The 15,653-nt window shown below is 53.2% G+C and carries 12 protein-coding genes; 2 read left to right on the forward strand and 10 right to left on the reverse strand.

Annotated features, from left to right (window positions below; all coding sequences use genetic code 11):
- Positions 1-22: 22 nt before the first annotated feature.
- From AB8Q18_06700 to AB8Q18_06735, 8 genes are all read right to left on the reverse strand, one after another.
- Positions 23-2,113: a 3-hydroxyacyl-CoA dehydrogenase NAD-binding domain-containing protein gene (locus tag AB8Q18_06700; protein XDZ52747.1), complete on the reverse strand. Its 2,091-nt coding sequence runs from the start codon at positions 2,111-2,113 to the stop codon at positions 23-25.
- Positions 2,114-2,130: 17 nt separating this feature from the next.
- Positions 2,131-2,835 carry an ABC transporter ATP-binding protein gene (locus tag AB8Q18_06705; protein XDZ52748.1) on the reverse strand — a complete coding sequence of 235 codons (705 nt, stop codon included), beginning with the start codon at positions 2,833-2,835 and terminating at the stop codon, positions 2,131-2,133.
- Complete coding sequence (locus AB8Q18_06710; protein ID XDZ52749.1) at positions 2,828-3,541, reverse strand: ABC transporter ATP-binding protein; 714 nt, start codon at positions 3,539-3,541, stop codon at positions 2,828-2,830. Before AB8Q18_06710 ends, AB8Q18_06705 begins: the two co-directional genes overlap by 8 nt.
- A complete protein-coding gene (locus AB8Q18_06715) occupies positions 3,525-4,487 on the reverse strand; it encodes a branched-chain amino acid ABC transporter permease (protein ID XDZ52750.1) in 963 nt (320 codons plus the stop codon). The genes AB8Q18_06710 and AB8Q18_06715 overlap by 17 nt, the downstream gene beginning before the upstream one ends.
- Entirely contained in the window at positions 4,484-5,353 is an 870-nt protein-coding gene (locus AB8Q18_06720; protein XDZ52751.1) for a branched-chain amino acid ABC transporter permease, read from the reverse strand. Before AB8Q18_06720 ends, AB8Q18_06715 begins: the two co-directional genes overlap by 4 nt.
- Positions 5,354-5,425: 72 nt before the next feature.
- Entirely contained in the window at positions 5,426-6,589 is a 1,164-nt protein-coding gene (locus AB8Q18_06725) for an ABC transporter substrate-binding protein (GenBank protein XDZ52752.1), read from the reverse strand.
- Positions 6,590-6,686: 97 nt separating this feature from the next.
- Entirely contained in the window at positions 6,687-7,883 is a 1,197-nt protein-coding gene (locus AB8Q18_06730; GenBank protein ID XDZ52753.1) for a CaiB/BaiF CoA transferase family protein, read from the reverse strand.
- The gene (locus AB8Q18_06735; GenBank protein XDZ52754.1) at positions 7,880-9,637 is read right to left on the reverse strand and encodes an acyl-CoA dehydrogenase family protein; all 1,758 of its coding nucleotides are present in this window, start codon (positions 9,635-9,637) and stop codon (positions 7,880-7,882) included. The genes AB8Q18_06730 and AB8Q18_06735 overlap by 4 nt, the downstream gene beginning before the upstream one ends.
- Positions 9,638-9,809: 172 nt before the next feature.
- On the opposite strand from AB8Q18_06735, the gene AB8Q18_06740 reads away from it, so the two are divergent.
- On the forward strand, positions 9,810-10,691 hold the full coding sequence (locus AB8Q18_06740) for a LysR family transcriptional regulator (GenBank protein ID XDZ52755.1): 882 nt from the start codon (positions 9,810-9,812) through the stop codon (positions 10,689-10,691).
- Between the two features lie 66 nt (positions 10,692-10,757).
- Here the strand turns inward: AB8Q18_06740 and AB8Q18_06745 are convergent, their stop codons facing one another.
- Both AB8Q18_06745 and AB8Q18_06750 read right to left on the reverse strand, forming a co-directional pair.
- On the reverse strand, positions 10,758-11,819 hold the full coding sequence (locus tag AB8Q18_06745) for an LLM class oxidoreductase (protein XDZ52756.1): 1,062 nt from the start codon (positions 11,817-11,819) through the stop codon (positions 10,758-10,760).
- Positions 11,820-11,855: 36 nt separating this feature from the next.
- On the reverse strand, positions 11,856-12,479 hold the full coding sequence (locus AB8Q18_06750) for a glutathione S-transferase family protein (protein XDZ52757.1): 624 nt from the start codon (positions 12,477-12,479) through the stop codon (positions 11,856-11,858).
- A 319-nt stretch (positions 12,480-12,798) separates the two neighbouring features.
- Here AB8Q18_06750 and AB8Q18_06755 point away from each other — a divergent pair, with 319 nt between their 5' ends.
- A complete protein-coding gene (locus tag AB8Q18_06755) occupies positions 12,799-15,639 on the forward strand; it encodes an FAD-binding and (Fe-S)-binding domain-containing protein (GenBank protein XDZ52758.1) in 2,841 nt (946 codons plus the stop codon).
- Positions 15,640-15,653 lie beyond the last annotated feature (14 nt).

Raw genomic sequence — 15,653 nt, forward strand, 5'->3', positions numbered from 1 at the left:
TCTTGATAGGCCAAAAACACCTTTAAACCAATGGTCCATAAAATCCTTGCCCCGATGCCACTAACGCTTCAATCAGCGCAGCAGGCCGCCACACTTCACCATGCCGTTGCTGCCACTGCTGCATCTGCGCCAATACCTTATCCAGCCCAATCGAATCAGCATAAAATAAAGGGCCGCCCCGATAGGCCGGAAAGCCATAGCCGTGAACATAGACCAAATCAATGTCGCTGGCGTGGGCCACAATGCCTTCAGCCAAGATTTTGGCGCCTTCATTAATCAATGCATAAACCGTACGCGCCACTGCCTCAGCCGCATCCATCGACTCTGGCGAGCGCCCCACAGCGGAAGCCGCTGCCTGTATCACCGCGGTGACCTCTGCATCCGGCAATGGCGTCCGACTGCCACCTTCGTAACGATAAAATCCTGCGCCGGTTTTTTGACCAAAGCGGCCCAGCAGGCATAAGTGATCGGCGATGTCGCTGTAGCGTTTAGCTGGGTCTCGGCTAGATGCCAGCCGTTTACGCGCCGCCCAGCCAATGTCGAGGCCGGCCATATCGCTCATCACAAACGGCCCCATGGCCATGCCAAATTCAAAAAGCGCCTGATCCACTTCGGTAACCGTTGCCCCCTCCTCCAGCAAAAACAACGCCTCTTGCTGATACGGCGCCAGCATGCGGTTGCCCACAAAACCTTCACAGACGCCCACCACCACGGCAATTTTTTGCAATCGCTTGGCCAAGGCCATGGCGCGCGCCACCACCATAGGGGCGGTTTGCTCGCCCCGTACCACTTCCAATAAACGCATCAGGTTGGCAGGGCTAAAAAAATGTAGCCCCAACACCTGCTGTGGCCGCGTGGTGCTGCCAGCTAATGCATCAATATTCAAGCGCGACGTATTACTAGCCAACAGCGTTTTCGGGCCACACACGGCATCAAGCTGCCGCAACAACGCCTGCTTTGCCGCCATGTCTTCAAAAATAGCTTCTACCACCAAATCCATATCGGCCAGCGCCTCGATGTGGACGCTCCCCCGAATCAGGGCCAGCCGTTCGGCACATTGCACCGTCGTGAGCCGACCCTTAGCCTCTAAACCCTGATAATGCTGTTTGATGTGCTCTAGCGCTTTAGCCAACGCCGCCTCATTTTGCTCCAGCAAACACACTGACAGCCCTGCATCGGCACAATTAATACTGATGCCCCTACCCATTAGGCCGCCACCCACAACGCCCACCGCCTCAATCGGCGGCAGCGACGTAGCCATCACGGTTTTTGCAGCCAACCTTTGCGCAAAAAACAAATGGCGCAGTGCCTGTGTTTCTGGCCCCAGCAGCAGACTTTCAAACCGAGCCCGCTCAAAGGCTAAGCCTTCATTTAACGGTAGTCTCAGGCTGGCGGCCACACAGTCAATGGCTACCTTTGGCGCCTTAAACCCGCGCTTACGCTTGGCGACGTCAGCATAAGCTTGGCTCACTAGGGCCTCTGCATCGTCGGCGCCAACCAAAGGCGGGGCATCCAGTGACAGAGGCACAAAATCGGCCACCACTTTAGCGGCATAAAGGCAGGCACCTTCGGCAAGGCCAACGTCCATCACAGCTTCGGCCAAGCCGATGCGTAATGCTTCCTCAGCGCCAATGCTACGGCCACTGCTGATCAAATCTAGGGCGTGAGCAAGGCCTACCAGTCGCGGCAGACGCTGGGTGCCACCAGCGCCGGGCACTAGGCCTAAAGAGACCTCAGGCAAGGCCAGCTGCGCCGTCGGGCTCAACAGCCTATGGCTGGCCGCCAAGGCCAACTCCAAACCACCACCGTAGGCCACCCCCTCAATCGCGGCCACAATTGGCTTCTGGCTCTGAGCCACTAAGGTCAACACGCTGACCAAACTGGGCTCTGCGCTGGCCGCTGGGGTATTGAATTCGGTGACGTCAGCCCCCGCGCTGAACACACCACCGCGACCATAAAGCACGATGGCGGTGACGGCATCGTCCGCCAGCGCAGCCGTGAGCGCCTGCTGTAAACGCTGGCGTAACGCCAGCGACAGGCTATTGACACGGCCCTGCTGAAAATCGATCAACGCCACCGTACTCAGCATTTGAAAATGTGTCTTGTGGTTCATTTTGTCTCCCTTCATCATCACTGCCGTGCAAAATACAGCCGATGCAGCTCAGCCAAGTCAACATTGGCCGCGGTCTGAGACAACAGCACCTTGCCGCTTTGCATTAAGTACACGTGATCGGCGATGCCCACAGCACGATGGGTATTTTGCTCCACCAAGACAATAGTCTTCCCTTCCTCTTTTAAGCCTTGCATGATGTCGAAAATGGCGCTGACGATGACGGGCGCTAATCCCAACGAAGGCTCATCAATCAACAGCACCTCAGGATTTGACATTAGGCCGCGCCCCATGGCCAACATCTGCGCCTCGCCGCCAGAAAGTGAGCCAGCCAGCTGTTTATAGCGTTCTTTTAAGCGCGGAAAGCGTTGATAGTTCAGCGCCAAGTTAGCCATGATGTGCTCACGACTGTGCTTAGGATAGGCGCCCATCAACAGGTTTTCTTCCACGCTCATGTCTTTAAAAATCATTCGTCCTTCGGGAATCAAGCACAGGCCCAGGCCAGGCATGTCCCATGTCGGCACGACATCTAAAGGCGCATCCTCTAAGCTAATGTGGCCCTGCGTCAGCGGGATCAGCCCCATGATGGCGCGCAGTAAGGTGGTTTTACCGGCGCCATTGGTACCGATAATGGTGGTCAGCGCGCCTTTGGGCATTTCCAATGAAACATCCCACAAGATGTTGATGGCGCCATAGCCCGCCCGAATGTGGTCTACTTTAAGCATGGCTTTCTCCGGTATAGCTTTTAATAACTTCTGGATGGTTAAACACCTCTTCTGGCGTCCCATTGGCGATCAGCTCACCAAAATTCAGCACGCACACGCGGCTACACATGTGTGAAATCGTTTCAATGTCGTGCTCGATGATTAAGATCCCCACCTGCCGCTCTTCATGCAGTGATTGCAGCAGCTGCATGAATTGACGCTTTCCCGTGGTTTCCAGGCCAGCCAATACCTCATCTAGGAGCAAGAGCGTAGGCTCTGTCGCCAAGGCTTTAGCCACTTCTAACGCCTTCAGCTCGGTCAAAGCCAAATCGGTAGCAGCCGCGCTATTGGCCTTATCCATCAGGCCCATAAAGGTTAAAATATCGTCAATCTTGTCTGGATCCACCTTCCCCGTACCAAAGCGCTGCGCCACGATCAGATTTTCGCGTACGCTTAACTCATGCATGGGCTGAGGAATCTGAAACGATCGACCAATGCCTAGGCGGGCGCGCTGATGCAAAGAGGTTTTCAACATGTTTTGGTGGTTAAAATTAATGTCGCCGCCGCTGGGCTTGACTAGGCCAGAGACCGCATTAAACAGCGTGGTTTTACCAGCACCGTTCGGCCCCACCAAACCCACGACTTCATCACGCCCCACGGACATGCTGACGTTGTTGACGGCCACCAATCCGCCAAATCGAATGGTGACGTTATTGAGATGGAGCATGTCGTCCTCCTTTAAATTTTTTGGCCAACAAAGGCACAAGGCCCGATGGACTAAAGATGATCATCGCGACCAATAAAGCCCCCAATACAATTTGATGCCCAGTGGGTATGATGTTTTTAAACACGAGCTGATCGATCATATAGATGACGATGGCCCCAATCAGCGGCCCGAATATGCTGCGATAGCCACCAAAAATGGCGGCAATGATCGGCACCAAGGTCCAGCTAGCATCAAATGCATAGTTAGGCTCTAAAAAATTGATGTAATGCGCATTAAACGCCCCCACTACCCCCGTCATAAAGGCCGACACCAACAGCATCGCCGCCTTCAGTAAAGTGCTGTTGACGCCCACGACTTGGGTCGCCGACTCCGACTCATGCATGGCCTTCAATGCCACCCCGTAATGGCTTTTACTGATGCGGGCATACACCCACACAAACAGCACCACAATGGTTAAAATCAGCAGGTAGCTGCCCAAATTACTGCTTAAGTCAAAGCCCAATAGCATCGGCAATTCAGGGATGCCGGTTAGGCCGCCGGCACCGCCGGTGATGCCCCGCAGCTCCGTGGCCAAAATACGAAAGATTTGCGCATAGGCCAAAATGGATAAGGCAAAATATGGGCCAGACAGCCTCAATGCCGGCAGCATCGCCAAGGACGCAATCGCCGCACCGATGCCGCCCAGCAGCATCGCGGGCAAAACGGGTAGGCCATAATTTAAGGTCAACAAAGCGGATGCGTAAGAACCCACGCCAAAAAATGCCGCCTGACCAAAGCTCACCATGCCGCCCAAATTACCCAATAGCGCCCAAGCCAACGCAATGCCGCCAATGGTTAAGGCCGCAATCAATAGGCTCAGCAAATAAAAGTTCGACCCTAAGAATAACGGCACCAATAAATAAAACAGCACGGCCAAACCCAGATAGGTCCAATGATTCGCTTTCATGACGCCCTCCTTTGACCAAATAGGCCATTCGGCATGACAAACAACACCAATAAAAATAACAGCATGCCGGTTAATTCTTGCAGCGATGAGCTAAATAAAGTAATGGTTAAGGATTCGACAATACCCAGCAGCACGGCCCCAACCAATACCCCAGGAATAGACCCAACCCCTGCCAAAACGGTGATGATGAACGCTTTTACAGTCAGCGAATCGCCCAATTCAGGCTGAATGAAATTGGTACTGTAAAGCGCAATACCTGCAAAGGTAGCCAAAATACCAGACACCAAAAACGAGATCAGCTCGGTGTAACGTGGGTTAATCCCCATCAGCTTGGCGGCGTCGCGATTGCTGGCTACGGCCCGAACCGCGCGGCCATACCAGCTTTTACGCAGCCACCACCAGCCCAAAGCCATCAACACCACGCTCAGGCCAAAAAATGACCATTCACTGTTCATGCTGTAAAGGTTGCCCACAATAAAAGCCTCCTGAAACCAAGGCGTAGTGCTGGCGTGTACATCTGACTGCCAAATCAGCAAAATGGCATTGGTCAGCACAATGGCCACGCCATAGGTTAAGAGCAGTGAATTCAGCTCACGATCCAGTTTGATTTTGCTGACCATAAAGTAAATCAATATCGACAGCGAACACACCACGGTTAAGGCCAGCGGTATGGCCACAATCGGATTGACGTTGAGCCACAGTTCCGTCATATAGGCGATGTAAGCCGCCAACAGCACTAATTCGCCATGCGCCAAATTAATGATTTTCATGGTGCCGAACACCAAGGCCAACCCCAACGCAATTAAAGCGTAGGCGCCGCCCGTCAGCACACCTGAAAAGATGGCTTGGATAATCAATTCAAACATTTTTGCCCCCTCTTGCGGCTGGTGATCCCCAGCCAGACATTTAACTTCAATCGACTTTTTGGGCCGTCATCGCTACCACGGCACGCCCGGCACAACCAACTGACCCGTAGCGGCAGCAGGCGGCCAAACCAGCTCTACACGACCGTTTTGATGCTGGCCAATATTAGGCATGAAGTTGGGGTTGTCGCCGTTGTCTAAGAAATTCAGACGACCAATCAGCGTGTCTCTATCGGTTCGGCGCATTTCATCTGCTAAACCATCACGATCCAAAGTGCCCTTATCGGCGGCGCGGGCAATGGCCTCAAACAAAATGGTCGATTGAACGTAGCCATATTCATTGAGATAATCTGGGCTTTTTTGATATAGGGCTTTAAAGCTTGCTTCAAACAGCTGCCCCTCTGGGTCGCTAAACTGAACTGGATAAGGCAGCATTTCCGTACCGGAGATGTTTTTAACTAAGTCGGGAAACTCTCTGGCCATTTTGGCGTTGGCAATTTGCCATACGCCTACCAAGGCGGTGACGTTAGGCTTCAACACCCGCGCCGCCCGCAATAGGCCAACGTAGTCGTTTTCATAGCCCAACATATTGATCACGTCTGGCTTATCCAGCAGCTTGACCTTGTTGATGATGGGCTTGAAATCCCGGATGGCAGGATCAAACGGATGCATGGTGACGACCACGCCGCGCTCGCTCATGATTTTATTCACGTCACGCGCCAGCTCAAAAGTCGACTTTTGGGTGGAGTACACCACGGCCAAACGCTTCACCTTTAAATCGATAAACATCCCCGTCATGGCTTTAACATAGCCATTGGTGTTGTTGATGCGAAAAAATTTACGGTAGCCTTGATTGACAAACTCTTCGCTGGTCCCCCCTGACGTGATGTAGACCAGGCCAACCTTATTAGCAGCCGACGAAGCCGGCGCCACCAAATCGGATGTGGCGCCACCAGTGATGGCCACCACTTTTTGTGACGCCAGTCTGGCCACCGCCGCAATGGCTTTAGCCGGCGCAGACTCATCGTCAACGGTGATCAGACGAATGGCGTATTTGGACTGTTGCTTATTGAATATATCGACGGCGGTCAACATGCCTTCATGCATGCCGGTACCGCCACGGGCATTACCCCCGGTAAGCGATATCACCGAGCCGACGCGGATTTCTTGTGGCGCCGCCACGGCCATGCCTGCACTCAGGAACATCGTGGTCAAAAGCGTGATGCAGATAGACTTCATCTTATTTCTCCTCTATTTGTTGTTTTGCATGCTCAACCATGCGCACGAGCGATCAATTATTGGTATGGTGCCTCGACTGGGCTTGGCTCATGCTGGATTAATGTGCTTGTTTGACGACTCCTTTCTCAATTAAAACCGCAATGCGATCAGCATCAAAACCATGCTGACGAAGAATTGCCACACTGTCGGCGCCAAACTGCGGCGGCGCTAATCGATAGCTAGCAGGATTGGCGCCAAGCTTAATCGGTGACCCTAAACCCTGATAGTCTGGCCCAATATTGACCAGCATGTGCCGATGCGCCGTGTGCGGATGCGCCACCACGTCGGCAACGTTTAAGATCGGACCAGAAGGTACGCCAGCCTGTATCAGCTCATGGGCCAGCTGAGGCCCGTCATACTGGCTTAAGGTCGCCTCCATCGTGGCTTTCAACGCTTCACGATGCTGACAGCGCAAACCATTGTCACTAAAGCGTGCATCATTGATTAACTCTGGCCGGCCAATGTGCTGACACAGCTTCGCAAACTGTGCATCATTGCCTACGGCGATGTACACAGGCTCAGTCCGCGTTGCAAACACATCATAGGGGGCAATATTGGGGTGGGCGTTACCACTGCGCACCGGCACTTGGCCCGACACCAAATGATTGGGCACGTGAGGATGCAGTAAAGACACGCCGCTGTCGTACAGTGCCGCTTCTACAAGCTGGCCTTGACCGCTGGCTAAGCGCGCCTGCAGAGCCAATAAGATGCCGATACTGGCATTAAGGCCGGTGACCATGTCTACCACTGGCAGGCCAACTCTTAACGGCGCGCCATCGGCGTCGCCATTCATGCTCATGATGCCCGCCATTGCCTGAATCACTGAATCATAACCAGGTAAGCCACCCAAGGGGCCATCTGCACCAAAGCCCGTAATGCGGCAATGAATCAGCCGAGGAAAATCCTGAGCCAGCGCCGCATCGTCCCCAATCCCCCATTTCGCTAAGGTGCCGGTTTTAAAGTTTTCCACCAGAACGTCGGCATCGGCGAGCAGCGTATGCAACACCGCGCGGCCTTCTGGCTGAGTTAAATCCAACACCATCCCCTGCTTATTGCGATTGACCCCACCAAAATAGGCCGCGCTACCGTGCTGGAACGGCGGCCCCCACAGCCGTGTCTCGTCCCCTTGTGGTGGCTCAATTTTAATGACGTCCGCACCATGATCAGCCAACACTTGAGTGCAAAAAGGCCCGCCCAAAACGCGGCTCAAATCAATCACCTTAATGCCTTGTAAAGAGCCCATCGTTTTCGTCATGCTTCCTCCTGAACCGGTAACAGGCTTAATGCCATCGCCTCAGACACAGGCTGCTGCGCCAATAAGGCCTGCAACACCAGCGCATGCGCGGGGTTTAAATCTGCCCGAAGGGGATGAACGGGGCTCAGCTTGTGCTGCAACACCAAATGTGCCCAAGCCAACCGCTGCCAATCCTCACCCATTTGCGTGGCTTCCCACGCCATAATAATGGCGGTGGTGATGTGGTAGAGCGCTGAGGCGGCTTTACGCACATCGGTTTGCACCTCAGCAGCAGCTGTGGCGGCCACAAACGCCTCCACCTCAATCAGTTTCCGACCCAGAGCCTGAGCCGAAACCTCAGGTAGGCCCTCAACAGCCAATAGGCCACGCAAATACGTGGTTAAATACACCAGCGCATCGTTGCGCGTAATGGCTCTCATCACGTCCAGGGCCACGATATTGCTGGTGCCTTCCCAGATTGAGCCCAAATGTGCATCTCGGACGATGCGAGGGTCTGACCATTCTTCAATAAACCCACAGCCACCGCGCACTTCCATGGCATCGCCAGTGACTTTGCGCGCATCCCGGCAGGCACGAAACTTAATCAGCGGCGTCATCACGCGCACGCGCTTGGCCGCTTCTGGCTCGCCTTGCTGGCTGGCGTGCATCGACAAAGCCGTGTGTAAAAACATAGACCGCGCCTGCTCGGCCGGCAGCATCATTTTCAACAGCTGTTTTTGCTGTAACGGCATGTCGATTAAGGCCCGACCAAATGCCCGCCGATGCTGGCAGATGTACAATGCCTCGCCCACTGCCCGGCGCATCAATCCAGCTGCACGGACACCATTGGATAAGCGCGACAGATTAATCATGTCAGCCATTTGCTGAAAACCACGACCCACTTCGCCAATGAGATAGGCGCTGGCGCCGTTGAGGCTGATCTCGCCACTGGCCATAGAACGCGTGCCCAACTTGTCTTTTAGGCGCAAAATCTGATAATCATTAGGCGTCCCATCTGGACGCAGGCGCGGCATCAAAAACAGTCCTAACCCCTTTAGGCCAGCTGGCGCACCCTCGACGTGGGCCAAAACCATGGCCAAGCCAGCGTCGGGATTAGAACAAAACCATTTGTCTCCACTCAGCGTCCACTCACCATTGTGTTCAGTGGCGACGGTGGTGATTCGCGACACGTCAGAGCCGGCGCCCTGCTCGGTAATAAACATCGCGCCTTGGGTCAATGCGTCAAAATCATCGGTGATTAAATTAGGTAGATAGCGACTCACCAGCTCTTCATCGCCGTATCGGCGTAGCGTATGGGTTAAAGAATCCGTCATGCTGACGGGACAACAGAGGCCAAACTCAGCCTGTACGAATAAAAAGGTGAAGGCGTATTTCGCCATAGGGGGCATGGTTTCGCCCCAACCTAGGGCGCCAACAGTGTGCGACATACTGGCCAAACGCCATTCGATATAGGCCTTTTTTTCTAAGCTGACGTAATCTGGATGTTTATTGATTTTCTGTTCGTTAAACCCCTGGCGATTGCGATACTGCAATGTAGGCGGGTGTTTATCCGCACTGAGGGCCAAATCATCTAGCTGACCGCCCACCTCTGCCCCTAACTGGTTTAAATAAGGCAATAAATAGGCTTTTAAATCTGCCTCCAGATAAACATCCAATAAGCGCACCAGCGTAGGGTCTTGTTCAAAAACATTACTCCCATACCGGTCAGGGATGTCAGCAGCAGCAGCCTGTGTTAAATTAACTTGGGTTGCCATAATGTATGCTCCTTCATGATCAACGATTATTTTTTGATGGGTAGCCACTTGATCTTATTGATCTAGTTGAATCATTATTAGCCGCAGCCCAGATGAAAATAAAATACATAATTTGCATCGTTTGATATAAAAAGCATATCGTTGTCTGCATTGAGCGCAAGAGGAGCCATCAATGAATTTGAAACAGCTGCGCCATTTCGTGGCCGTCGCCGAAGAGCTACACTTTGGGCGCGCCGCCCAGAAACTACACATTTCTCAGCCACCGTTAAGCCTGAGCATTCAACAGCTCGAAAAGAGCCTTGGCTTTTCCCTCTTGGTACGCAACAATAAATCCGTCAGGCTCACGACGGCTGGGGCCGTCTTTTATAAAGAGGCCATCACCTTGTTGCGTCATGCACAAGACATGAAAGACGTCAGCGCTCGTGTGGCTCAAGGGTTTATGGGCAGACTACGGATTGGTTTTGTGGGGTCTATGCTGTTTCGAGGACTGGCCCAGAGCGTGCGCCAGTTTGAGCAGCAGCGCAGCGGCGCTGAAGTGGTGCTGCGCGAGATGAATACCGCCGAGCAAGTGGATGCGCTTAGCCGTGGCCAAATTGATCTAGGGTTTATTCACACCAGCCATTTAAGCACCCACATGGCTTCTAAGTTATTAATGGTAGAGCCGTTTATATGCTGCCTCCCCAAACATCACCCTTTAAGCCAATCGCCCTCTATAGACGTTGCCGATTTAGCCCATGACAGCCTGCTGCTGTTTCCACGAGCGTTGTCACCCCACTATCATGACCGCATCACCGCGATTTGCATTAATGCAGGCTTTAGCCCCTATGTGTGTCATGAAGTGCGTAACTGGCTAACCATTGTTGAATTTGTCGGTCAAGGCTTAGGCATTGCGCTGGTGCCGGCCTCCATGCAAAAAAGTGACACTGAGCTGGTGGCCTATCGCCCCATTATGCACAGCGAGATTAAATCTGAAACCCATTGCATTTGGAATCCGCTAAATGATTCCCCCTTGCTACAAGGTTTTTTGAACGACTTACCGTTCCCGGCAGCGTGATGGCCTGATAAAACGCCCTCATGATGGCCGAATGGCCGCTCATGAGGGCGCAAGGAAAGGAATAGACTACCAACGCATGGTCGCGGGCCTAACGGCAGGATCAGTATGTGATGGGAACAAGGGCAACACTTCTTCGGCCAACTCTTGAATCACTTCATTCACGGGGCGCTGCCCCAAATGAAAGCCCAAAATCCCATGATTCACGCCAGCCCCCTGCCAAGCATGCAACAAATCAATCAAGCCCTTTCGCCCTGTTTTCAATACATAGCCGCCATATTCGGGCGTGCGCGGGTAATCAGGATCCTCCACCAGGTCGACCCATTCGTTGGTCATGTGGGGCCGAAAACCACCGTCTGGAATCAATCGCCGCCAAGCCTGAATTTTACTGGCCAAGCGCAAGGGGCCTGCTTGATCATGAGTCGCTTCAGGATAGGTTAACCATCCATCCGCGTAGCGCCCCACCCAATCCAACGATTGACGCGACGCGCCGGTCACAATCAGCGGCACGCTACCCTGAACCGGTTTAGGCAAAAATTCAGCGCCGTTAAAGCGCCCTAGCGGCGAATCAATCGACAATAAACCCTCGGTATAAAGTTGACGAAAGTAGTGTACCGACTCTGCAAAACGCTCACCCCGGCTATCGTGTTCTAAACCATAGGCAGGAAACTCAATGGCTCGATCGCCAGAGGCAATGCCCAATACCAGCCGCCCACCAGACAGTTGGTCCAGCGTATTGGCGGCCTTCGCCAAATCCAGAGGATGGCGCAAACTGAAAATGGCGCTCCCTGTCGCCAACGCCACCGATCGCGTCTGAGCGGCTAAATAGGCCAGATAGGTAAACGGATCGAACAGCTGGCCTGCGTCACCAAAACCAGGATCAAACAAGGGCACATCGCGCACCCACACCGCGGCAAATCCCGCCGCATCAATCTGCTGGACCCAATCGGCCTGGCCTGCCAGCACGCTCATGTCGCCCTGATAAACACGCTGTGGCAAAAAAACGCCCAGCGTCAGCTGGTTGGGCGCAAACATCCGCCGATAGCCCGCATGCTGAGCAAATGCGTCAGCAGACCTCCCTGGCGGCGTTAAGCTTTGCGCTGCATCGAAGCTTAGGGTTGTTGTATTCATATGGTGCATCCTTTGCATCAAAAATTATTCCGGCCCTTAAGCCCCCGTTGCTGGCTCTGGTAACACCATGCCACGCTGTACCGCGGGCCGTGCTGCTACGCGCTCAAACCAATCGCTTAAATGGACATATGCACTAAAATCAAACGAAACAATGCGGGCAATGTGCAGCCAGCCAAAATGAGCAATGTCAGCAATCGAGTATTCACGACCGGCCATATAAGCGTGCTGCGCCAAATGTTGGTCCAAGGTGGCGAAAGCCTCCTCTGTGAGGCGTCGATAGCGTTCAATTAAGACCGGATCTTTGGCCTCGGCAAATACTTCAAAATGCACCCGCTGGCCCAACAAGGGCCCAACGCTTGCTGCATGAAACAGCAACCATTTAATCGCTTCCCACCGCGTATGCGTCTCTTTAGGCAGTAGCTGGCCGGTTTTTTCGGCTAAATACAGGAGGATGGCAGCGGATTCAAACAGCACCACGTCCTCATCGTCATCAATCAAGGCCGGAATCCGACCATGAGGGTTAATCTGTAAAAAATCGGCTGTTTTGTGCTCGCCCTCATCCACGCGTACGTGATGAAGACGATAAGGCAGGCCCAACTCCTCTAAAGCAATGGTCATTTTAAAACCATTAGGGGAGCTATCGGTGTATAGCTGAATCATGCGGCACTCCTGAAGTGAATGGGAACAACAAAAGGGGAATGGCCCTCATCATCCAACAATCCGACAGCTTTGAGAAACGATGTATTTTGATACCATAGTTTAGAAAAACTAAACTCAAATCGAATTCAACCCAACACCCTTAGCCCCTCGACTCAGCGATTACGAATAAAAGAATTAATCCATAAATAACAACAACTTACAGGACGACCGAACACAACTAAAAAGTCATGATCGTGCTTGACGAATCTTTGCAACCATCTTAAATTATACATAAAGCATAATAAAACCATTAAAAAAATAGCCTGACGAAGGAGCCCTTATGCACATCATTCCCCCGCCAGATGCTCGCCATCAGGCATTTGCCGACGCATTGGCCGCCCAAGGCCTGCCAGCAAAGCAAATCTACACCGATCCCATCAGCCGCTATGCCTATGGCACCGACGCCAGTTTTTATCGTTATGTGCCACAGGTTGCCGTACGCGCCCATAATGAAACCGAAGTCAGCTTGTGTATGGCTTTGGCTAAACGCCATCAGGTTGCCGTTACGTTTCGAACCTCTGGCAGCTCACTTTCAGGGCAAGCCTGTACCGACTCCGTCTTGGTCATGCTCGGTGATGGTTTTTTAACCCAAGAAATTTTAGACCATGGTTTGAAGATTCGTCTGGGGCCCATGGTGATCGGTGCGACGGCCAACGCCACCTTATCGCCCTATCATCGAAAAATCGGCCCTGACCCTGCTTCGATCAACACCGCCCGCATAGGCGGCATCGTGGCCAACAACAGCAGCGGCATGTGCTGCGGCACCAAAGAGAATACCTACAGAACCTTGGACAGCATGCGCCTCGTCTTGGCCGATGGTACTGTTTTGGATACGGCCGACGACGCCAGCGTGGCTGCGTTTCGACTCAGCCATGCCAGCCTATTAGCTGAGCTCCAAGCTTTATCTCAGCACGTACGCCAAGATGACGCCATGATGCGGCGCATCGCCCACAAGTATCAGATGAAAAACACCACTGGCTACAGCGTCAATGCTTTGGTTGACTTTGAGGATCCAATAGACATGCTGTGGCATTTAATCATCGGCTCAGAAGGCACTCTGGCCTTTGTTTCCGAGGCCGTGTACCGAACCGTGCCAGACTATCCAGACAAGGCATCAGCCTTTGTGTTTTTTGACTCACTAGAAGCCTGTTGCCAAGCCGTGACTGCGCTACGAAAACGCGCCACCGTCGATGCCGTTGAGCTACTGGATGCCTTAAGCATTCGCCGCACTGGCCAAGAAAAAACGGGTTTGCCCGACTTCTTTTATGCTGACTTCAGCGACGATGCGGCCAGTTTGCTGATTGAAACCAAGGCACCCAACTCTGATTTACTTCTGCAACAAATCAACGCCATTGATCAACTGTTGGCTGAATTTGGGCCAGTGGCTCACACTGGTTTTCAGCTCAATCATGGGGTTAGCGATCAATTCTGGGCTGTACGAAAAGGCTTGATGCCGATTTCTGCCGCTAACCGCCCCAAAGGCACGAGTTTTATTACCGAAGACGTGGTGCTGCCCATTGAACGACTGGCCGAGGGCGTTCGCCGCTTGACGCAGTTATTCCTACAGTATGAATACGATGATGCAATGATCATGGGGCACGCCCTCGAAGGCAATTTACACTTCATTCTGACCCCAAACATGGATGAGCCCAAAGAGGTGCAGCGCTTCGATGACTTCATGCAAGATTTAGCAAACATTGTGGCAATAGACTACGGCGGCTCGCTTAAGGGCGAACACGGCACTGGCCGCAACATCGCGCCATTTGTGCGCACCGAATGGGGCGATGATTTATACGCGGTGATGTGCGCCATTAAAGATTTATTCGACCCCGATCGCATTTTAAACCCAGAGGTTTTGATCAACGCCAACGAGCGACTCCACGTCACCTCACTCAAAAACATGCCCGTGAGCGACCCCATCGTCGATGACTGCATTGAATGTGGCTTTTGCGAGTCAGCCTGCCCGGCCAACGGTTACACCCTCACGCCGCGCCAGCGCATCACCACCCATCGCTACCTCAGCGCCCTCAAGCGTCATCCCAACACCCTACCCGAGGTCTTGGCGGAGTATCAGGCCAGCTATGCTTTAAAAGGCATTCAATCCTGTGCCGAAACCGGTATGTGCGCCACCCGATGCCCAATAGGCATCGATACCGGCAGCCTGATGAACAAACTGCGGCAAGACGCCCCCAACATCACCACAATGGCACACGCCCAAAAACAATTGAGCAACCTCAGTGTTTTAGCGCGACTCGGCCTCAAAACCGCCCACGGCATTGGCCTACCGGCGGCCGGGCGCATCAGCAAAGCCATTCATCGACGCTATCCGTCCTTGCCCATCATCCCCTTGGGCATGCCCACCGCCTCTCCTAGATTACCCAGTAGCGATACCATTCAAGGCCATCAACCGGTGGTGTATTTTGTTTCCTGCGTCAACCGCGTCATGGCAGAAGTAGGTGAACGTGGCGCGGATCGCCACACGGCCAGCCACACACTGAATCTCTTTAAGAAATCAGGCTTCAAGGCCATATACCCAGCCAACCTAACCCAACTATGTTGTGGTCAGCCTTTCGCCTCAGCCAAGGCCAACAGCGTGGCGGCCACAGCAACCCAAGCACTGAATAACGCCCTATTACAGGCCTCAAAACAAGGTAAACATCCTGTTTACCTGGACAACGGCCCGTGCGCCTTACGCATTAAAGAAGCACAACAGCAAGGCCTGATCGACAGTCGGCTAGTCCTCTACGATGCCGCCGAATTTTTAAGCCAACACGTCTTACCCCAGCTCACCATCCATCAAACGCTGCCCCACTTGGCCCTACACATTCCCTGCTCGGCCAGCAAGATGCATACGGGCGCAGCATTAAAGTTGCTGGCTCAAGCCTGCACAGATACCCTCAGCGTACCCGATATTGCCTGCTGCGGTTTTGCTGGGCTCAAAGGCTTTACCCTACCCGAACTTAACGCCAATGGACTACGTAATCTCCCCAGGCTCTTGCCATCGGCCTGTCAACATGGCGTGTCCATGAGTAAAACCTGTCAGGTTGGCCTAACCAGCCATTCCGGCCTGCCTTACCACAGCATCGAAGCCCTGCTCGATCAATGCAGTCGAGCTCCTTAAGTTTTGCAGTACTC

The sequence above is a fragment of the Neisseriaceae bacterium CLB008 genome, from assembly GCA_041228285.1.
In the GTDB taxonomy this organism is placed as follows: Bacteria; Pseudomonadota; Gammaproteobacteria; order Burkholderiales; family Neisseriaceae; genus JAGNPU01.